Raw genomic sequence first — 19,201 nt, forward strand, 5'->3', positions numbered from 1 at the left:
GCTGTTGCAGTGCGCGTTCTTCAACCCGTTCTCACGCCCCGTACCGCCGACGTGCTTTCATTCCTGCTGAAGCTGCGCACCCGCGCACAAGATCTGTTCCGCCTCTCCGAAGCCCACACGATGCTGGTCTGGTCGGTCGTGGTCGGCGTTGCGGGCGCCTTCGCCACGATCGCCTTTCGCGAGGGCATCGCGCTGCTGCAATTCGCGGTGGTCGGCAAGGCGGGGAGCTTCGTCGAAATGGCGCGCAGCCTGCCTTGGACCGTGCGGATCTGGCTGCCCGCGGCAGGCGGCCTGATCGCCGGCTTCTTTCTGCTGATCGCGCGGCGTTACGAGGACAAGGGCAACCACGTCGACTACATGGAAGCGGTCGCGATCGGCGACGGCGTCGTGCCGGTCAAGCTGAGCTTGTGGCGCAGCGTGTCGTCGCTGTTCACGATTTCGAGCGGCGGCTCGATCGGCCGCGAAGGTCCGATGGTGCAACTGGCGGCGCTGGCCGCGTCGCTGATCGGACGCTGGGTGCATTTCGACCCGTCGCGGCTGCGTCTGCTGGTGGCGTGCGGCGCGGCGGCCGGTATCACCTCCGCGTACAGCGCGCCGATTGCGGGCGCGTTTTTCGTCACCGAGATCGTGCTCGGCTCGATTGCGATGGAAAGCTTCGGGCCCGTGGTGGTGTCGGCCGTGGTGGCCAACATCACGATGCGCGAATTCGCCGGCTACAGACCGCCGTACGAGATGCCGGTGTTTCCGCCGGTGGCCGGTCTCGAGGTGCTGCTGTTCGTCGCGCTCGGCTTGCTGTGCGGCGCGGCCGCCCCGCAGTTTCTGCGGCTGCTCGACGTATCGAAGAAAAGCTTTCGCAAGCTGCCGGTGCCGCTGCCCGTGAGGCTCGCGCTCGGCGGTCTGGTGGTCGGCATTCTGTCGGTCCGCACGCCCGAGGTGTGGGGCAACGGCTATAGCGTCGTCAACTCGATTCTGCACTCGCCGTGGACCTGGACCGCGCTCGTCCTCGTGCTGGTGTTCAAGCTCGTCGCCACCGCGGCCACTTCGGGCTCCGGCGCGGTAGGCGGGGTGTTCACGCCGACGCTCTTCGTCGGCGCGGTGGTCGGCTCGCTGTTCGGCCAGGGCATGCACGCGCTGTGGCCGCACGGCACCTCGGCGCCGTTCGCGTATGCGATGGTCGGCATGGGCGCGTTTCTGGCGGGCGCCACCCAGGCGCCGCTGATGGCGATCCTGATGATCTTCGAGATGACGCTCAGCTATCAGGTCGTGCTGCCGCTGATGCTCTCGTGCGTGGTCGCCTATTTCGTGTCGCGCGCAATCGGCAAGACGTCCATGTATGAAATCACCTTGCGCCGCAATCACCAGGAACAGGAACGCTCGCGTCTGCGCGCCACGCAGATGCGCGAGCTGATCCGTCCCGCGGAAACCGTCGTGCCGCCCAATGCGACCGTGCACGACATGACGCGCGTGTTCCTCGAATATCCGGTGAAGTATCTCTACGTGGCCAACGAGTCCGGCGCGTTTCTCGGCGTGGTCGCGCTCAAGGACATCACCTCCGACCTGCTCGACGGGCGCGACACTTCCACGAAGACAGCGGCGGACTATCTGCAGCCGCATTTCGACGTGCTCACGCCGGACATGCCGCTCGGCGTGGCATTGCAGCACTTCCTCGCATTTCAGGGCGAGCGCCTGCCGGTGGTCGAAAGCGCGGCGCATCCCACGCTCGCCGGCGTGGTCTATAAAACCTCGTTGCTCGACGCCTACTTCCGCATGAATCCGACGCGTTAAGCGCCGCGCACACAATCTGCTTTCAGCGCGCGCCCGCAGTCCGCTTGCGGCCCGTGCAAAGCACGGCAAATTCTCTACAATGGACAGAGCGCTGCGGCGAACGCCGGCAGCGCGCGTTACGCCAGAACGGGCGCACCGAGATGCCCGTCCTTCGATCGGAGCGAAGATGAGCGAACCGTCCCTCGATGCCGTGCGCCGCGACCAGGCGGGCTGGATTTTCCTGCATATCGAAGGCGAACCCTACGACCGCGGCGAGCAGCACGGCCAGTTGCTCGCCACGGAAATCCAGAACGCGATCCGCACCGCCCGCTACCTCGCGAAGTGGGACACCGGCGAAGACTTCGACACCTTCGTCGACGCCGCAGTCGCCCAGTTCACCAACAAACTCGACACCGAATTCGCCGACGAAATCCAGGGCATTGCCGACGGCGCGAGGCTGCCGTTCGCCGAAGTGCTGGCCTGGAACGGCTACATGGATCTGCTGCAAAGCTGGTGGCCCACCCACGCGGCGCAGCAGCAGCCGAGCCTCGGCCTGAAACCGTGGCGCGGACGGCGCGGGCACCACTGCAGCGCGTTCATCGCCACCGGCCGCGCAACCCGCGACGGCCGCATCGTGATGGCGCACAACTCGTGGGACCGCTACGCGGCCGGGGACGCATTCAATGTCGTCTTCGACATCGTGCCCGACCGCGGCAACCGCATCCTCATGCAAGGCTTGCCCGGCTGCATTTCCAGTCTTACCGATTTCTGGGTCACCGCCGCCGGGCTGATGGTGACGGAAACCACCATCTCCAATTTTGTCGGCTATAACGCGGCGGGCGCGCCCGAGTTCTATCGCTCGCGGCGGGCGTCGCAGTACGCGAACAGCATCGGCGAATGGTGCGAAATGTTCGCGGTCGCCAATAACGGCGGCTACGCGAATAGCTGGCTGCTCGGCGACGCCAAGACCGGCGAGATCGCGCGCTACGAACTGGGCCTGCACTTCTCCGGTTTCGAAAGCACCCGGGACGGCTTCTACAGCGGCTACAACACCGCGACCGATCTGAAGATCCGTAATCAGGAATGCCTCGGCGAAGGCGAAGACTATACGGACGTGCGCAAGAATGGCGCGCGGCGCCTGCGCTTCATGCAACTGGAAGAAATGCATCGCGGCAAGATCGACGTGGAACTCGCGAAGGAGATGATCGCCGACCATCACGACGTCTATCTCGACCGCAACGACAACCCGTGCTCGCGCACCATCTGCGGGCATCTGGAACTGGACGATGCGCGCTTTGGCGGTACGGATCACGGACCGTTCAATCCGTGGGGCGCCAACGACGGCAAAGTGGTCGACAGCGAAATGGCGCGCGAGATGGCGTTCAGCGCGCGCTGGGGCCATCCGTGCGGGCGGCCGTTCGACGCACAGGCGTTCATGAAGCGGCATCCGCAGTGGAACTGGCTGAACGGCTATATGCGCGACCGGCCCTCGTGGCCGTGGACACGCTTCGAAGTACTGCGTTAGAAGCCGCGCCTGCCACGCTGCAACATGAGCGCCGCACGACCGTTCGCGACGGCGCTGCTGCGTTGTTGGCTCGTTTCTGCCATCATCTGAAATCGACAATACGGTTTTGTCGCAAACATGCGTGCGCTGCAAAATTTGCCATCTAAGATGAAAAGACGCGCGTACGCCGCGCGCAACGCCGCGTGTAGCATCTGCCGTCCTTTCGACGCGGGGACGGCACAGCGCTTGCTCTACTGTCAGCGCCGCATGAGTTTAGGAGGTCGGGTGATGAAAACCTCGACGCTGTTGATCATGGTGACGCTGTCAGCCTCGTGTTTTGCCGCGCCGGTTCGCACCGCGCCGGACAGCACGAGCGCAAGTAGCCTCGCCGAACGCGCCAACGCCGCACCCGTCGCCCCGGCGGCGCCGGATGTCGCCGCCACGGACGACAATCGTCCGCAACAGTGGCAACATATCGCGTTGCCCAAGTCGCGACATCTGGATCGAAGCTTCATGGGGCAGAACGAGCATTTGCAGACCTGACGCCGCGTGCAGACGTGCGTGCCAGGGTGGTAGGTGCGAAAGTTTCTGCGGAATGAAGCCGCGGCGGGGGCGAGAGCGGATCTACGCTGCCGGATGGCATTCTGCTTTCGGTAGTATCGCGTGAGCCGCTGCAGCCTCGCCCCCTTGGCCAGCAACGGCAACCGTCACGTCCAACCGTATCAACAGGAGCGTTTGCATGACCGCATCGGCCATTCCCGGCGAATCAATTGATCTGCAGATCGCCGATCTTCTGGGCGAAGTCCAGTTTCCAACCAATAAAGATGCGCTCGTCGACGCCGCGCGCGAAGCCGGTGCGAGCAACGAGGTGCTGTCGATGCTCGACGGTTTGCCGGAACAGGATTACGCCGATGTGAGCTCGGTGACGCGTCTGGTCAGCGGAAACTACAGTCCGGGGTTGAGCGGTTGAGCGGCTAAGGGGCTGCGTGGAAGAGGAAGAGCGCCGGTCTTGTCGCCGGTTCGTTCGTGTGTGCTTGTGCTTGCATCGTGACACTCGCGCTTTTGCGGCGCGTCGCAGCCAGCAGACCCCTCCACGCGATTTTCCTCGCGCGCCGCGTGCCAGAACTAGAACGGTGACGAAGCCGCGATCCGCGCGCGCGCGGCCTTATGCGCAGGGCGCGCCGTGTCCGCGGACAGCGCCGGTGTCGGGAGGCCTTTCGCACCCGCCGCCATCTCCACCCTATCCACCTTATCCGCCACGGCACGCACAGGCGTCATCGTGCGCGGATCGCGCGGTTGCTGACCCGGCTGCTGGAAATGCTCGACCAGATGGTCGATGAAAGTCCGCACTTTTGCCGGCAGATGCAGGCGGCTCGGATAGGCAATGGTGATTTCGATCTGCGGCAAACGGTAGTTGGACAGCAGCGGCACGAGCCGCCCGGACGCCAGATCGCGACCGATCAGATAGCTCGGCAGAATCGCCACGCCCATGCCCAGCAGCGCGAATTGCCTGAGCATCTCCGCGTTGTTCGCCACGATCGCGTTCGTAGGACGCACACGCACTTCGCCGTCCGGGCCGGTGAAGACGCGCTCCTCGCCACCCTGCTCGGCCGGCCGGCTCAGGCACGGATGCGCCAGCAGATGCTCGGGCCGAGTCGGCGTGCCGTGCTGTGCCAGATAAGCGGGCGTCGCGCAAACCGTCATATAGCCCGTGGTCAGCCGCCGCGTGACGATGCTCGCGCCGCGCATGTGCCGTGCAACGAGAATGCCGACATCGAAGCCCTCTTCCACCAGATCGACATGCCGATCCGCGAGCGTGACGTCGGGCACGACATCCGGATACCGCGCGGCATAAGACTGCACCACCGGCGCGAGACTATGCAGCCCGAACACCACGGGCGCGACGATCCGCAAGGTGCCGACCGGCTCGTGATTGCGCGCCACCACCATCTGCTCCACGCCTTCCAGGTCGTCGAGAATGTGGCGCACGCGCTCTAGATAGGTGGTGCCGGATTCGGTCAGCGACAGGCGGCGCGTGGTGCGATTGAGCAGACGCGTGCCGAGGCGCGCTTCCAGATCGGCGACGTGGCGCGTGACGACCGCGGTGGAAAGATCCAGCGCGCCCGCCGCGCCGACGAAACTACCGAGGTCGGCCACTTTGACGAATACGCGCATCGACTGCAATTGGTTCATGGGACGACTCCTGCCGCGGTAAAGCCGGGCCGGCGCAGCCCTCGCGCCTATGTCGACCCGGGCGACAAGGCGCGCGCGGGTTTGCCCAACGCTTCCGATTGTATCGACCCGATCATGTCCCAACCCTGACCTGGACATGACAATCCGGACAGATTGCCGAGGCGCTCGCGCACAGTTTGGGAAGGTTTATTGCGAGGTTCCCGAGAGGTTTATTGCGGATTTTGACTAGGTATAAACCCTATGATGCTGGTATCATAGCGCCCGAAAGGAAATCAATCGCTATGACACATCGTTTTCAGCTTTTCGAAAAAATCGCGTTCTCGCTGGTGTGCTGGTCCGCTGCGGCCTGCTCGGCTTTCATCGCGTACGAACGTTGCCCGGACATCAAGGTGATCCTGCACGTGGGCGAAGAAGTCCTGCGCTACAGCGGGCAGTATTCGTTCGCTTGCGCCACGCCGGTGGCCGACGCCTGCACGCAATTGCCGGCCGACTGATCCAGCGCTTTACGCTTCGCGTCCGAACACCACGCGCGCGAAAAATCCCGCCAGCACCTTTTCAGCCATCTCCGCCGGCACGTTCTGCGGGTCGACCGTGTAGAAAAACTGCACGCCGTCGCACAACCCCATCAAGCCGATCGCCAGCGTCTCTGGCGGCATCGGCATCGGCGTGCCCACGCGCGCCGAAAACTCGCGAATGTACGCGCTCAACTGCTCGAGCTTCTCGTGCATGAACGCGTTAAAGCGCATCCGGAAACGGCCGTCGCGCACCGCGAGCAGCTTCGCCTCCACCCACAGCAGGAAACACTTGTTCTCGCGATGCAGGTTGCTGTAATAGCGCAGCACCCGCTCTTCCATTTCTTCACGCGATGCCGCGTTCGCGAAGATCGCCTGCAATCCCGCCTGCATGACCTCGTGGTCGCGCCGCAGTAGTTCGAGAAACAGTTCGCTCTTGCTACGGAAGTTCGAGTAGAACGCTCCGCGCGTATAACCCGCTGCCGCCGCGATGTCTTCGACACTCGCCGCGACAAAACCTTTCTTCATAAAAATGGCTTGCGCAGCATCGAGCAGACGCTCCCGCGTCTGGTCTTTGCTCTGCTCGCGTGTCAGTCGTTGCCGTTTCATGGGCGCAAGTCTAGCACTGAAAAGAATTCGAATTCACCCCAACATTCAAATACAGGTGTGTATTAGAATGCAAATCGTCATTCGAAGTCAGATGCGTATGCCAATTGCATGATTGGCCGTCGTGTCTTCGCTGGCGGGCCGCTGCGGCTTGCCGTGTTCGTTCGCTGTCTCCAGTTGGGGTAAATGTGAAGCGTCCCGGTCTCCCCGCATCGCCCGCGATGCGTCCGCAGTTTCATCGGTATTGTCATCCCGCGCGCGCACGCTGGGCTGCATTCGTGCTGGTTCTCGCCGGCGTCGTCACGCTCGCCGCGTGTTCGAAGAAGGAAGCGGCGGCGCCCGAACCGCGCCCGGTAGTCGCAGTCGCCGTGCATGCGGACGGCAGCGCGACGCAGGCGGCCTCGCTGCCCGGCGAAGTTCAGGCTCGCTATTCGACGCCGCTGTCGTTTCGCGTCGGCGGCAAGATCATTGAGCGGCGGGTGCGGCTCGGCGATGTGGTGAAGAACGGGCAGATCGTCGCCCGGCTCGATCCGGCGGACGCGCAGAAGAACGCCGCGAGCGCGCAAGCGCAACTCGCCGCCGCCCAGCACGCCTTAGTGTATGCGAAGCAGCAGCTCGATCGCGATCAGGCGCAGGCCAAAGAAAACCTGATTGCTCCCGCGCAACTCGAACAGACCACGAACGCGTACGCGTCCGCGGTTGCGCAGCGCGATCAGGCCGCGCAGCAGGCAGCGTTGTCGAAAGACCAGTTGCAATACACTACGCTCGCCGCCGATCACGCCGGCGTCATCACCGCCGAACAGGCCGACACCGGCCAGAACGTCTCCGCGGGCCAGGCCGTCTACAACCTCGCCTGGAGCGGCGACATCGACGTGGTGTGCGACGTGCCGGAGAACGCGCTCGCCGCGCTCTCGGTCGGGCAAACCGCCAGCGTCACGCTCGCCGCGCTGCCGGGGCGCAAGTTCGCCGCGCGCGTGCGCGAACTCTCGCCCGCTGCCGACCCGCAAAGCCGCACCTATCGCGCCAAACTCACGCTCGACAATCCCGGCCCGGACGTGCGCCTCGGCATGACCGCGGATATCGAACTCGCCACGCAAGCCAGCGCTTCGGCCGGTCAGCATGGTTTGTTCACCGTGCCCGCCACGGCGCTGTTCCACGACGGCACGCAGCCCGCCGTGTGGATCGTGCGCGCCGCGGACAACGCGCTGGAACTGCGCCGTGTGACGGTCACGCGCTATAACGAACGCACCATCGTGATCGGCCAGGGCCTCAAGGACGGCGAACGCGTCGTGCTGCAAGGCGTGCATACGGTGACCGCCGGCGAAAAAGTCCGTGCGATTGCGCCGCTGCATCCCGAGGACTTCGCTTCATGAGCACCACGCATGAAGAGGGACGCTTCAACCTGTCCGCATGGGCGTTGCGCCACCAGGCGCTGGTCGTTTTCCTGATCGCGCTCGCGACCGCCTTCGGCATCCTCGCCTACACGCGGCTCGCGCAATCCGAAGACCCGCCCTTCACGTTCCGCGTGATGGTGATCCGCACCTTCTGGCCAGGCGCCACCGCGCGCCAGGTGCAGGAACAGGTGACGGACCGCATCGGCCGCAAATTGCAGGAAACGCCCGCCATCGATTTCGTGCGCAGCTACTCGCGCCCCGGCGAGTCGCTGATGTTCTTCTCGATGAAAGACTCGGCGCCGGTCAAGGACGTGCCCGAAACCTGGTATCAGGTGCGCAAGAAAGTCGGGGACATCGCGGCGACGTTGCCACAAGGCATTCAGGGCCCGTTCTTCAACGACGAATTCGGCGACGTCTACACCAACATCTACACACTCGAAGGCGACGGCTTCTCCGCCGCGCAACTGCACGACTACGCGGACCAGTTGCGCACCGTGCTGCTGCGCGTGCCGGGCGTCGGCAAGGTCGATTATTTCGGCGATCCGGATCAGCACATCTACATCGAGATCGCGAATACGCAACTCACGCGTCTCGGCATCTCGCCGCAGCAACTCGGCCAGGCGATCAATTCGCAGAACAGCGTCTCGCAGGCGGGCACGCTGACCACCACCGACGACCGCGTGTTCGTGCGCCCCACCGGCCAGTTCAAGGACGTCAACGCGCTCGCCGACACGCTGATCCGCATCAACAACCGCTCGTTCCGTCTCGGCGACATCGCCACGATCAAACGCGGCTACGACGACCCGGTCGCCACGCAAATGCGCTCGGGCGGCAAGGCGGTGCTCGGTATCGGCGTGACCATGCAGCCGGGCGGCGACGTGATCCGTCTCGGCAAGGCGCTCGATCAGCAAATGGCTCAGTTGCGCCGCGCACTGCCCGTCGGCCTGCAACTCGTCGAGGTGTCGAGCATGCCGACCGCCGTCGCGCATTCGGTCGACGACTTTCTCGAAGCCGTCGCCGAAGCGGTGGCGATCGTGCTGGTGGTGAGCCTCGTTTCGCTCGGCGTGCGCACCGGCATGGTGGTCGTGATTTCGATCCCGGTGGTGCTCGCCGTCACGGCGCTGTGCATGTATCTGTTCGACATCGGCTTGCACAAGGTGTCGCTCGGCACGCTGGTGCTCGCGTTGGGGCTGCTCGTCGACGACGCGATCATCGCGGTAGAGATGATGTCGGTGAAGCTGGAACAAGGCTGGAACCGCACCCGCGCGGCGGCCTTCGCGTACACCAGCACCGCGTTTCCGATGCTGACCGGCACGCTCGTCACCGTCTCCGGTTTTCTGCCGATCGCGTTGGCCAAGTCGAGCACCGGCGAATACACGCGCTCCATTTTCGAAGTGTCGGCGATCGCGCTGATCGCCTCGTGGCTCGCCGCCGTGGTGCTGATTCCGCTGCTCGGCTATCACCTGCTGCCCGAGCGCAAACGCGAGGCGCACGAGACACATCTGCCCGACGATCACGAGCACGACATCTACGACACGCGTTTCTACCGGCGCCTGCGCGGCTGGATCGGCTGGTGCATCGAGCGGCGCTTCGTCGTGCTGGCGATCACAGTCGTACTCTTCGTGCTGGCCATGGCGGGTTTCACGCTGGTGCCGCAGCAGTTCTTCCCGAGCTCGGACCGCCCCGAGTTGCTGGTGGATGTGCGCCTGCCCGAAGGCGCCTCATTCGAAGCCACATTGCGTGAGGCCACGCGGCTCGAAAAAACACTAGTGGGCCGTCCGGAAATCGATCATACGGTCGACTTCGTCGGCACCGGCGCGCCGCGTTTCTATTTGCCTCTCGATCAGCAATTGCCGCAACCCAATTTCGCGCAGTTCGTGATCACGGCGAAGTCGGTAAAGGATCGCGAAAAGCTCGCGCAGTGGCTCGAACCGCAATTGCGCGACCACTTTCCGGCGATCCGCACGCGCCTGTCGCGCCTCGAGAACGGACCGCCCGTCGGCTATCCCGTGCAGTTCCGCGTAAGCGGCGACGACATCGCCACCGTGCGCTCGATCGCCGAGCGCGTCGCCGCGACCCTGCGCGCGGACCACGGCACGCGCAACGTCCAGTTCGATTGGGACGAACCCGCCGAGCGCTCGGTGCGCTTCGAAGTCGATCAGAAAAAAGCGCGCGAACTCGGCGTGAGCTCCGAAGACATTTCGAGCTTCCTCGCGATGACGCTCTCCGGCTACACCGTCACGCAGTACCGCGAACGCGACAAGCTGATCAGCGTCGATCTGCGCGCGCCCAAAGCGGAACGCGTGGATCCCGCGCAGCTCGTCACGCTGGCCATGCCAACGCCGAACGGTCCCGTGCCGCTGGGCACGCTCGGCCATTTGCGCAACGACCTCGAATACGGCGTGATCTGGGAACGCGACCGTCAGCCGACCATCACCGTGCAGTCCGACGTCGCGCCGGGCGCGCAAGGCATCGACGTCACGCATGCGGTGGACAAGGCGCTGAGTCAGATTCGCGCTACTCTGCCGGTCGGCTACCGGATCGAAATTGGCGGCTCGGTCGAGGAAAGCGGCAAAGGCCAGACGTCGATCAATGCGCAGATGCCGATCATGATCATTGCCGTGCTGACGCTGCTGATGATTCAGCTGCAAAGCTTCGCGCGCGTGCTGATGGTCGTGCTGACCGCGCCGCTCGGGCTGATCGGCGTGGTGCTCACGCTGCTGCTGTTCGGCCAGCCGTTCGGCTTTGTCGCCATGCTCGGCGTGATCGCGATGTTCGGCATCATCATGCGCAACTCGGTGATTCTGGTCGATCAGATCGAGCAGGACATCGCCTCCGGGCATAAGCGGTTCGATGCGATCGTCGGCGCGACCGTGCGGCGTTTCCGTCCGATCACGCTGACCGCGGCCGCCGCCGTGCTCGCGCTGATTCCGCTGTTGCGCTCGAACTTCTTCGGGCCGATGGCGACCGCGCTGATGGGCGGCATCACGAGCGCCACGATTCTCACGCTGTTCTATCTGCCCGCGTTGTACGCCACGTCGTTCCGCGTGCGTGTCGATGAACGCGAGCCGCAGACGCCGTCCGCGTCCGGCACGACGCATACGGGGAATTGAGCATGACCACTTCCACACTCTTCCGACACTCGCGCATCGCCGCGCTCACCGGCATGGCATGCGCGCTTGCCGCCTGCTCGTTCGGGCCGGGCGGCGAGCCGCCCGCCATGCCGCAACCCGCGCACTACGGCGCCGAAGCGCAACCGACGCAAACCGTGCCCGCGCAAGGCGTCACGCAGCAGTTCGTGGTCGGCGCAAAGCCGGTGCCCGAATGGTGGAAGCTTTATCAATCGGACACGCTGAACGCTTTGGTCGACGAAGGCCTGCGCAACAGTCCGACGCTCGCCGCGACCGACAAAAGCCTCGCCGCCGCGCGCGAGCAGTTGCGCGCGCAGATCGGCAGCTCGATGCTGCCGACCATCGACGCCGGCGGCCAGGCGACCCGCAATCGCGCGCTGGCGATCCCCGAGATCGGACCCAACACGTTTCTGTACAACGTCTTCGTCGGTCAATTGCAGGCGCATTACACCTTCGACCTGTTCGGCGCCGCGCGTCTCGCCGATGCCGCGCTCGCCGCGCGCGTCGACGTTCAGGCCTATCAGTTCGACGCCGCGCGCCGCGCGCTGGCCGCCAATGTCGTGACGGCCGCGATCACCAGCGCCGCGCTGCATGCTCAGATCGAGACGACCGAACGGCTCGTGACCATCGCCAACGATCAGGCGCGCGACACGCAGCGGCGGTACGTGCTGGGCGCGGTCTCGCATGCCGATCAGTTGAGCGCGCAACAGAGCGCGGCGAGTCTGTCGGCGAGCTTGCCGGGTTTGAAGCAACAATGGCTGAGCACGCGCCACGCGTTGGCGGTGCTGCTCGGCAGAACACCTGATGCGGCGCCGGACGATCTCGAGCTTGCGCAATTGCATGTGCCTGAGCAGGTACCGGTGGTGGTGCCTTCGGAGCTGCTGCGTTCCCGGCCCGACATTCAGGCCGCCGACGCCGCGCTGAAGGCCGCGGCGGCCGACGTCGGGGTCGCCACGGCGCAGATGTTCCCGAGTCTGTCGTTGAGCGCGTCGATGGGACAAGGCGGGTTTAGCTGGCCGGTCGCGCTCTCGGGCGCGGGCGCGATCTGGAGCATCGGAGCGTCGCTGTCGCAGCCGCTGTTTCATGGCGGCGCCCTGTTCGCGCAACGGCGTGCGGCGGTCGATACCTACGACGCCACGGTCTCGCAGTACAAACAAACGGTGCTGGCCGCGTTCCAGAACGTCGCCGACACGTTGGCCGCGCTCGAACACGACTCGCAGGCGCTGGACGCCGCGAATATTGCGGCGCGCTCGGCGCAAGGCGTCTTCGATGAAACCTCCGGACGCTACCGGCTGGGCGCGCTGCCTGTTGCGTCGACCCGCTCGAGCGAGCAGCAGTTTCGCAACGCGCAGCTCGACGAGATCCGCTATACGAGCGCGCGGCTGACGGACACCGCGGCGTTGTTCCAGGCCATGGGGAATCCGCCGATTGAGACGGGGGTGGGTGGGGCTTCGGCTTCGGCTTCGGCTTCGGCTTCGGCGGCGAGCGCGCGGAGCGCGGGGATTGCCGAGTAGCTAAACCTAGGATTCCATACGGATGGTCAGGAAGTTATCCCCACTTTTTTTGCACAAGTCCGTGGATAAGTCTCTCCCCACGGCGTTGAACCTCATGCCATAAGCCTTTGCGGGCGATGTGAGGGAACATCGAGCATCCCCCTCAGACCGCCAAACATCGTTCCCCGACGTTTCCCCTCAATGGGATAGGGCCGACAAAGAAGACATGTGTTTTGCAAACCATTCAAGCCAACGGCGATACCGGTGCCTTTTAGAGAAGCCACTTATTGAAGCCGAAAGCTGACGGGTTGGTTATGCACGCTGCGCTGCACACACGATGGGGAACGTTAGGAACCTTCCCCACGACGCGCGATGATAGGGCTACAGCTCCCAGCGCTGCCCGTCTTTCGTGAGCAGCAAGGGCGCACAGCAGCACGCGTCTTCAAGCACTGGTATGTTATTGAACCAGCACCCGTCGTACGACGCCCTTATGCCGCATACGCAGTTCATTGCATAACTTGCGCTTGCGCTCAGGATGAAGAACCCTCTCCACAGGTTCCTCGCCCCGATGCTCTTTCAGGTACCGGCAAAGCCCATCCGCGATAAGGAACGGGCGCTGATGCCTGGCCGGCAACTCAACGCCATAAATCACACTCCCATGATTTCTGCCAGGTTCACGCTGCCGCTGCTGCGGGGGCGCTTCTAACTGCCTTCAGCACATGCTTGCGTGCCTGCCAGAAATCGTAGTCGAGCTGCATTCCGAGCCACAAGTCAGTCCGACCACTTCGCTATTACGTCACACAACAGCCGGTGACGCCGAGGTGACGCCACCGATGTCCCTTCGAAGCGCTATCAATCTTCTGAAAGCTTGTCTAACGGGTTTTCCGTGAACGTCATGTACTGCTTGAGATCAGGTTGGCCCATTGACAAAAGTTTGACGATCCCGCCGCCGAACCTGCGCACGAATTCGTCATCAATCCTGAAGTTGAACTCGTCCAGTAAAACGGGTATTTCACTTGCCCCCTTCAAAGCTGAAGACAGCCTTTCAGGCATGACGCACTGCAAGATCAACTGTTGGCGATTCTCGTCGTACGTCACCACTATTGAACACGGCAGAAATTCAGTCATTTAATACCCCCGGCACTCTTGATAATCGTTCCACGCATTCTGCTTGCAAAGCGCTTTCCCTCTTTCGCCGCCCATAACGTAGGCGAAGTTATCGCACCGCTGCAGCTCCACCTCATATTTGGCATGGCAGTATGTTTCACGCCACTCGTTATCCCCACTGCTGCCACATTTAACCATTCCGCCATCACCACCACCAGCCCCAAAGAGCGCGCTGTAGAGCGTCGATCTTTTCGCTGAGCTGGTCACATCGGGTACGAGGACAGGATAAGGGACTTGCGCCTGATCACTCAGCATCACCTCCGTTGTCTCGCCCCATGCCGGAACTATTGCGCTCAGCTCACTACCAAAAAGTTTCCCCACCGGCTCGGCTTTCCACGGCATGTAGCACTCAACGCACATGCTTGGCACGAAGGGCCGGGTATCTGTCTGGAGTCCAGTGAGATTAGCAGGCGGCGCGACCGGCTCATTGCCCAGCTCCTAGTTGGTGAGCCACATTCCTAACTCAGCGTCGCTGATCGGCTGCCACCATGCGCCGTTAGTTGAGCCCTTAGCCAAATGTGACGAGACCAAGCCATTCGCGGCGTACTGGTAATCGACTGCCAGTACACGAGCAAGTCCGCCATTCAACGAACTTGCCGGTTCGTTATACTGAAAGGACTTTACGCGACCACGCTCGTCGCATCCAATGCTTGCCTGACCGCTATTACCCACTATCTGTGTCGCGCGGTTCTCTGCATCGCGACCGAGGGTTCGCATTGCCCAACCGGATACGGCGTCCCGCGTCGTCGCGATGTTGCCACGCGCATCATAGGTGTAGGTCCAGTCCTCAGTCTTCACACCATTCCGGACGACAGTGGCAGACACGAGACGGCCCGCCTGATCGTAGCGCGCCCCGACCGTCATCTGATCGCCCGCCGCAACCGCCTGCATTCCCTGTTCGCCCGTCGGGTCGGTTGTCTGCCACTCTGCGTAGCCGGTGACGTTACCTTGTGTGTCATAGACGAACGCCCTGATCTTGCCAGGCATCGCGACCAGATGCGGGCGCAGTGAACTGTTGTCGCTGTACTCCACGGTTGTTACCGTCTTGCTGCCTGCGACCGTTGCAACTGCTTTCGTTGGCCGGTTGGCGCCGTCCCACGTGTACTGTGTATTCCCGTCCGGCGTAGCTCTTTGCTTCAAGTTCCCTGCGGTATCCCAAGTGCGTGACACCGTGCCACCAGGTGTGACAATAGAGCCAGGGCGCGACGTGTCGCCAACACTAAAGGAATATGTGCTGTTGCCAGCCAGGTTGCCGACCGTGGTCGTGCCCGAGCCATACCTCAGTGAAACATTACGCGTCGTGTCAGGATGCGTGATCGAGATCGCACGTCCACTGGAATCGTAGGTCCATGTTGCGATCCTCGAGCCCGATTCGTCCTTGATGCCAGTCAATGCGTTTGGAAAGCGGACATCTTCGTACAGATACTGACGAACGTATCCAATTGGCGCGGTTACCGAAGCCAGATTACCTTTCGCATCGTACGCATAATGCGTGGCATTGCCCGAAGGAGGCACGACGCTCAAGATGCGGCCGCTACCGTCGTAGGTCAGACCAAGTGACCTTGCCCCTGTTTGACGAACCCCATAACCGAGGGAGTTATGCGGCCTCGCCTTGTTGGGCCGCCAGCCAGTTCTTCTCAAACGTCATGGGGCTGACGTAGTCGAGTGTCGAGTGTAACCCGCGTGCGTTGTAAAAGCCCAGCCAGTTAATCACCTCATCCATTGCGGCACGCCTCGTGGCGAAGTGTCGTCCATGCATGCGTGCTACCTTCAGCGAACCCCACAGACTTTCCGTCGGCGCGTTGACGCTCCTATGTCAAGCAGCGGCCGTCGAATCGGCCAGATCGGCCAAGATGAGCGGTACAGTTCACGGACGATATAGCGCTTCAGGCAGCGATGGATTTCCTTGTTCGACATGCCTTCCTTTGTCCGACGATCCACATACGCACGGGTACGCGGATCACTGCGCATCCGAACCATGGCAATGGTCCATAGGGCGTTATTTGCAGACCGATCTCCGCCCCTGTTCAAACGATGCCGGACCGTCTTGCCGGACGACGCCTGCAACGGACTTGTGCCGCAAAGTGCCGCCAGCGCAGCTTCGCTTTTCAGACGTTCGGGATTGTCACCTGCGACAGCAACCAGTACCGCAGCGGTCTGCGGGCCAACGCCGAATCTCTCGCGAACTCGCTTGGCATGCTCGCTGGTGAGGCTGTCAAGCATGGTATCGAGTGCTTTGAGCTCTTCTGCCAGCGTCAGCCAACGCTTTGCCAGCAACCGCAGCGTAGTGGTGAGCGTTTGCAACATTGGCGTTTTGCCCAACGAGCGAAGACGGGCGCAACCCTCAACGCATTCTGCAACCTTCGCTTTCAGAAGACGATCACGGATTTCCTGCGGCGCGCTGACGAGCAAAGCCCGTAACTGGTTGATAGCTTGCGTCTTTGCCTTGACTGCACTGCGCCTGGCAACGGAGACGGCGCGCATCGCCTCGGCGGCACCGGACTGCTCCTTTGGAATAGCCGTAGCCCTTCCGGCGAGGACCGCACGCGCAGCGTTTTCGGCATCAGTGGGATCTGACTTCCCTCTGGATCGGCGCATGGCGCGATCGGGACGATTCACTTCAAGCACCTCGATCTCATGATCGCGCAGCACGCGGGCCAAACCCGCTCCGTAGGTGCCGGTACCTTCAACGCCGGCGCGGCGTAGCTGGCCGAACGAGTTCGCCCATGTCAACAGGTCGAGATATCCTGCCGTGTCGGTCGTAACCGACAGCGTTCCGAGAAGCTTGCCTGTGTCGCTGATCACAGCCCCGACATGCGTATCCAGATGCGTGTCAACCCCCAGAATCACTTCGTTTTGTTCCATGCGTGTATCCGTTGTAGTGGGCGCATCGCCAACCCCACTCGCAGGACAGGACACTCATGGTGCAGTACAAAGCTCCTATCAGGTCACAGACGGTGAGCCCGGCAACGCTCGGGGAACGCCGGAACCCGATCGACAGGTCAACGCCAGGGCAGCTCGGCCAATCCCAACACGGGTCAGATCGGTCCGACGTTCGAGGCGTATTCTGAACTGAGTGTCCCAACAATCGCCACGTCGGCTCATCGATGAACGCATGCCGTAGGCCTTCAGCGTGTCCTGAAACAGGCCGCTGCAATACTGGCTGCCCCTGTCGCTATGCACGATTACGCCGGCTTGTGGACGGCGTCGGAACCATGCCATGCGCAGCGCGTCCGTGACCAGTTCCGCTTTCATGTGCGGCTGCATCGACCAGCCCACCACCTGCCGGCTGAACAGGTCGATGATGACCGCGAGGTAGACCCAGCCTTCGGCTGTCGCCAAATAAGTAATATCACTCGTCCAGACCTGGTTCGGTGCGGTGGCGGTGAAATTGCGCTCCAGCAGATTCGGCGCAACCGGCAAATCGTGGTTCGAGTTCGTTGTCGCGATGTACTTGCGCTTGTGGCGAGCCCGAATGCCATGCTGAGCCATCAGCTTGCGAACCCGCTCCTTGCCCACGCGCACGCCAAGTGCGAGCAGTTCCTTCCACATGCGCGGCCAGCCGTATTCGCCTTTGACCTGCGCGTGAATCGCCTTGATGTTTGCCAGCAGTGCGTCGTCACTCACGCGGGTTCTGTGCGGCTTGTCCTGCGCAGTACGTTGCCGGTGCTGATGATATCCGCTCGGGCTGACATCCAGCACTTCGCATAGCAGTGAGACCGGCCAGTAGCGTCGATTACGCTCGATGAACGCGTACTTCACATCGATTCCTTCGCGAAGTACGCCGCGCACTTTTTTAGAATATCTCGCTCCATCTTCAGGCGAGCCACTTCTGCACGCAGCCGTGCCAGCTCCATCTGTTCCGGACTCACCGGCTTTGCGCCAGCTCCTGCCAGCTTGCCTTCCCGGTCGGCCTTTACCCAGTTGTACAGCGTCTGATCAACCACACCCAGTGTCGCCGCCACCGCCGCCATGCTTTGCCCGGCTTTGACCAGCCGCACAGCTTCCAGCTTGAACTCGAGCGTGTACTGCGCTCGCTTTGCCTTGCTTGTCATCAATGTTTTCTCCTTGCGTGAGTTTACCGCTCAGCAAGGGATTCGTTTTTCGGGGGCAAGCTCAATCGGAGACCTTGTGCATCGCAGGACACTTTATCCACAGTTTGTGTTGACAGACCTGTTGATAACATCCGGAGATACTCGCTAAGTCCTTGGCCGCGCACCAGATTCTTCCACCGACGCGTTTAACGACGCCCTCTGCTCAAACCAGGACCGGCGCAGCGCCCCACTCATTGCCGCAGGCCGACACCGGCTCGCATCAATAAACACTCGCCTCGCCCGCCGGCCGATTCTTGAAGCGCTTGTGCACCCAATAATATTGATCAGGAATCCGACTAACCTGCGTCTCGAGAAACGCGGTGAGGCGCCGCGCGTCGACCGCGACGTCGTCGGACGGAAAATCGCTCAGCGCTTCGAAGATATTCAGCTTGTAGCCGCGATAGTTCGGCAGCACTTCCGTCACGAACGGCACCACCCGCGCATTCGCCGCACGCGCCATCCGCGAGACGGAGGTCAGCGTGCAGGCCGGCACGCCGAAGAACGGCACAAACACCGAATCGCGCAAGCCGAAATCCATATCGGCCGCCAGCATCACGGGCTTGCCTTCGCGCAGCGTGCGCAACGCCCGCCGCACGCTGTCGCTGCGCGGAATCATCTCCGTGCCGAAGCGGCCGCGCTGGCGCTTCGCCATCGCGTCGAACAGGAGGTTCGACATCGGCGTATAGAGCGAGGCGACCGGATGCCGCGTCGAATACATCATGCAGCCCGCCTCGATGCCGACGAAATGGAAGCCGACGAAAATCGTCGGCTTCCCCGTCATATCTGAGAGATCGATCGCGCTCTCCACCTCGACCAGGCGCGCGAGCGCGCGCGCATTGCCGAACCACTGCGGCCCGCGCTCGACATAACTGCGGATGACGTGACAAAAGTGCGCCCGCGCCAGACGCTCGCGCGCCTCGTCGCTCATTTCCGGGAAGCACAGCTTCAGATTGGTATGCACGACACGTCGGCGCGTGCTCGGAATGCGGTACAGCAAGGCGCCGATGCCCGTCCCGATTCGTGCGACCACGCTGTACGGCAAAAAGGCAAACGCGCGCAGCAGACCTGTCGTCAGACAGATCAGGATTCGATTTTTCAAAGGCGGAGCCCGGTGGATGCTGGATGGCAAACACGCCGGCCGCTGCAATCTCAGCCTTGCCAGCGGACGAAGTGACAGGCGCGCGCGTCATACCGGGTCTCGCGCGGCGCGGAATTCGAGAATGGACGTCCCGCTTGCGGCGAAACGCAGTGGTGCCGGAGGCCGAACCCGTTCAGGGATCAGGCGTCCATCAGGCGTCCTTTAGGACCCTTGATAAATGCACCGCCGACGTGATTAAAACACA

General features: G+C 62.8%; 14 protein-coding genes and 3 pseudogenes. 8 read left to right on the forward strand and 9 right to left on the reverse strand.

The window, feature by feature from the left end; genetic code table 11:
• Positions 1-51 precede the first annotated feature (51 nt).
• The 4 genes from PDMSB3_RS10880 (at position 52) to PDMSB3_RS10895 (ending at position 4,238) form a co-directional block, all read left to right on the forward strand.
• Positions 52-1,785, forward strand: a complete 1,734-nt coding sequence (locus PDMSB3_RS10880) for a ClcB-like voltage-gated chloride channel protein (protein ID WP_007181709.1) — start codon at positions 52-54, stop codon at positions 1,783-1,785.
• Between the two features lie 166 nt (positions 1,786-1,951).
• Positions 1,952-3,289 (forward strand): C45 family autoproteolytic acyltransferase/hydolase, encoded by a 1,338-nt coding sequence (locus PDMSB3_RS10885; protein ID WP_007181708.1) that lies wholly within the window; start codon positions 1,952-1,954, stop codon positions 3,287-3,289.
• Positions 3,290-3,556: 267 nt separating this feature from the next.
• On the forward strand, positions 3,557-3,811 hold the full coding sequence (locus tag PDMSB3_RS10890; RefSeq protein WP_007181707.1) for a hypothetical protein: 255 nt from the start codon (positions 3,557-3,559) through the stop codon (positions 3,809-3,811).
• 196 nt (positions 3,812-4,007) lie between these two features.
• Positions 4,008-4,238, forward strand: coding sequence for a DUF2795 domain-containing protein (locus PDMSB3_RS10895; protein WP_007181706.1), 231 nt, complete (start codon positions 4,008-4,010; stop codon positions 4,236-4,238).
• A 155-nt stretch (positions 4,239-4,393) separates the two neighbouring features.
• Here the strand turns inward: PDMSB3_RS10895 and PDMSB3_RS10900 are convergent, their stop codons facing one another.
• Entirely contained in the window at positions 4,394-5,461 is a 1,068-nt protein-coding gene (locus tag PDMSB3_RS10900) for a LysR family transcriptional regulator (RefSeq protein ID WP_165186124.1), read from the reverse strand.
• 281 nt (positions 5,462-5,742) lie between these two features.
• On the opposite strand from PDMSB3_RS10900, the gene PDMSB3_RS10905 reads away from it, so the two are divergent.
• Entirely contained in the window at positions 5,743-5,955 is a 213-nt protein-coding gene (locus PDMSB3_RS10905) for a hypothetical protein (RefSeq protein ID WP_007181704.1), read from the forward strand.
• Positions 5,956-5,964: 9 nt separating this feature from the next.
• On the opposite strand, the gene PDMSB3_RS10910 is transcribed toward PDMSB3_RS10905, so the two are convergent.
• Positions 5,965-6,582: a TetR/AcrR family transcriptional regulator gene (locus PDMSB3_RS10910; protein WP_007181703.1), complete on the reverse strand. Its 618-nt coding sequence runs from the start codon at positions 6,580-6,582 to the stop codon at positions 5,965-5,967.
• A 218-nt stretch (positions 6,583-6,800) separates the two neighbouring features.
• Between PDMSB3_RS10910 and PDMSB3_RS10915 the strand changes: the two genes are divergently transcribed.
• Genes PDMSB3_RS10915 through PDMSB3_RS10925 form a run of 3 tightly spaced genes read left to right on the forward strand, consistent with a single transcriptional unit; the run spans position 6,801 to position 12,618 of the window.
• Entirely contained in the window at positions 6,801-7,952 is a 1,152-nt protein-coding gene (locus tag PDMSB3_RS10915) for an efflux RND transporter periplasmic adaptor subunit (protein ID WP_007181702.1), read from the forward strand.
• Positions 7,949-11,086 (forward strand): efflux RND transporter permease subunit, encoded by a 3,138-nt coding sequence (locus PDMSB3_RS10920; protein WP_165186127.1) that lies wholly within the window; start codon positions 7,949-7,951, stop codon positions 11,084-11,086. Before PDMSB3_RS10915 ends, PDMSB3_RS10920 begins: the two co-directional genes overlap by 4 nt.
• Positions 11,087-11,088: 2 nt before the next feature.
• The gene (locus tag PDMSB3_RS10925) at positions 11,089-12,618 is read left to right on the forward strand and encodes an efflux transporter outer membrane subunit (protein WP_165186129.1); all 1,530 of its coding nucleotides are present in this window, start codon (positions 11,089-11,091) and stop codon (positions 12,616-12,618) included.
• A gap of 831 nt (positions 12,619-13,449) precedes the next feature.
• Here PDMSB3_RS10925 and PDMSB3_RS10930 read toward each other — a convergent pair.
• The 7 genes and pseudogenes from PDMSB3_RS10930 to PDMSB3_RS10955 form a co-directional block, all read right to left on the reverse strand.
• The gene (locus tag PDMSB3_RS10930) at positions 13,450-13,725 is read right to left on the reverse strand and encodes a hypothetical protein (protein ID WP_007181698.1); all 276 of its coding nucleotides are present in this window, start codon (positions 13,723-13,725) and stop codon (positions 13,450-13,452) included.
• The gene (locus tag PDMSB3_RS37840; RefSeq protein WP_035518095.1) at positions 13,726-14,106 is read right to left on the reverse strand and encodes a hypothetical protein; all 381 of its coding nucleotides are present in this window, start codon (positions 14,104-14,106) and stop codon (positions 13,726-13,728) included.
• A 96-nt stretch (positions 14,107-14,202) separates the two neighbouring features.
• Complete coding sequence (locus PDMSB3_RS37845) at positions 14,203-15,288, reverse strand: hypothetical protein (RefSeq protein WP_405044916.1); 1,086 nt, start codon at positions 15,286-15,288, stop codon at positions 14,203-14,205.
• Between the two features lie 73 nt (positions 15,289-15,361).
• Positions 15,362-15,568 (reverse strand): annotated as a pseudogene (locus PDMSB3_RS10940) (IS3 family transposase); the annotation flags it as partial.
• Between the two features lie 12 nt (positions 15,569-15,580).
• Positions 15,581-16,629: pseudogene (locus PDMSB3_RS10945) on the reverse strand (IS110 family RNA-guided transposase).
• 213 nt (positions 16,630-16,842) lie between these two features.
• Positions 16,843-17,819: pseudogene (locus PDMSB3_RS10950) on the reverse strand (IS3 family transposase); the annotation flags it as partial.
• A 259-nt stretch (positions 17,820-18,078) separates the two neighbouring features.
• Entirely contained in the window at positions 18,079-18,957 is an 879-nt protein-coding gene (locus PDMSB3_RS10955; RefSeq protein ID WP_007181697.1) for a lipid A biosynthesis lauroyl acyltransferase, read from the reverse strand.
• Positions 18,958-19,201 lie beyond the last annotated feature (244 nt).

The organism is Paraburkholderia dioscoreae (assembly GCF_902459535.1).
GTDB lineage: Bacteria > Pseudomonadota > Gammaproteobacteria > Burkholderiales > Burkholderiaceae > Paraburkholderia > Paraburkholderia dioscoreae.

Bases quoted from the DNA above. Each gene is read 5' to 3' on its own strand.
- PDMSB3_RS10925 (WP_165186129.1), top strand. From the start codon at position 11,089: ATGACCACTTCCACACTCTTCCGACACTCGCGCATCGCCGCGCTCACC.
- PDMSB3_RS10890 (WP_007181707.1), top strand. From the start codon at position 3,557: ATGAAAACCTCGACGCTGTTGATCATGGTGACGCTGTCAGCCTCGTGT.
- PDMSB3_RS10885 (WP_007181708.1), top strand. From the start codon at position 1,952: ATGAGCGAACCGTCCCTCGATGCCGTGCGCCGCGACCAGGCGGGCTGG.
- PDMSB3_RS10910 (WP_007181703.1), bottom strand. From the start codon at position 6,582: ATGAAACGGCAACGACTGACACGCGAGCAGAGCAAAGACCAGACGCGG.
- PDMSB3_RS10920 (WP_165186127.1), top strand. From the start codon at position 7,949: ATGAGCACCACGCATGAAGAGGGACGCTTCAACCTGTCCGCATGGGCG.
- PDMSB3_RS10895 (WP_007181706.1), top strand. From the start codon at position 4,008: ATGACCGCATCGGCCATTCCCGGCGAATCAATTGATCTGCAGATCGCC.
- PDMSB3_RS10900 (WP_165186124.1), bottom strand. From the start codon at position 5,461: ATGAACCAATTGCAGTCGATGCGCGTATTCGTCAAAGTGGCCGACCTC.
- PDMSB3_RS37840 (WP_035518095.1), bottom strand. From the start codon at position 14,106: ATGCCGTGGAAAGCCGAGCCGGTGGGGAAACTTTTTGGTAGTGAGCTG.
- PDMSB3_RS10915 (WP_007181702.1), top strand. From the start codon at position 6,801: ATGCGTCCGCAGTTTCATCGGTATTGTCATCCCGCGCGCGCACGCTGG.
- PDMSB3_RS10905 (WP_007181704.1), top strand. From the start codon at position 5,743: ATGACACATCGTTTTCAGCTTTTCGAAAAAATCGCGTTCTCGCTGGTG.
- PDMSB3_RS10930 (WP_007181698.1), bottom strand. From the start codon at position 13,725: ATGACTGAATTTCTGCCGTGTTCAATAGTGGTGACGTACGACGAGAAT.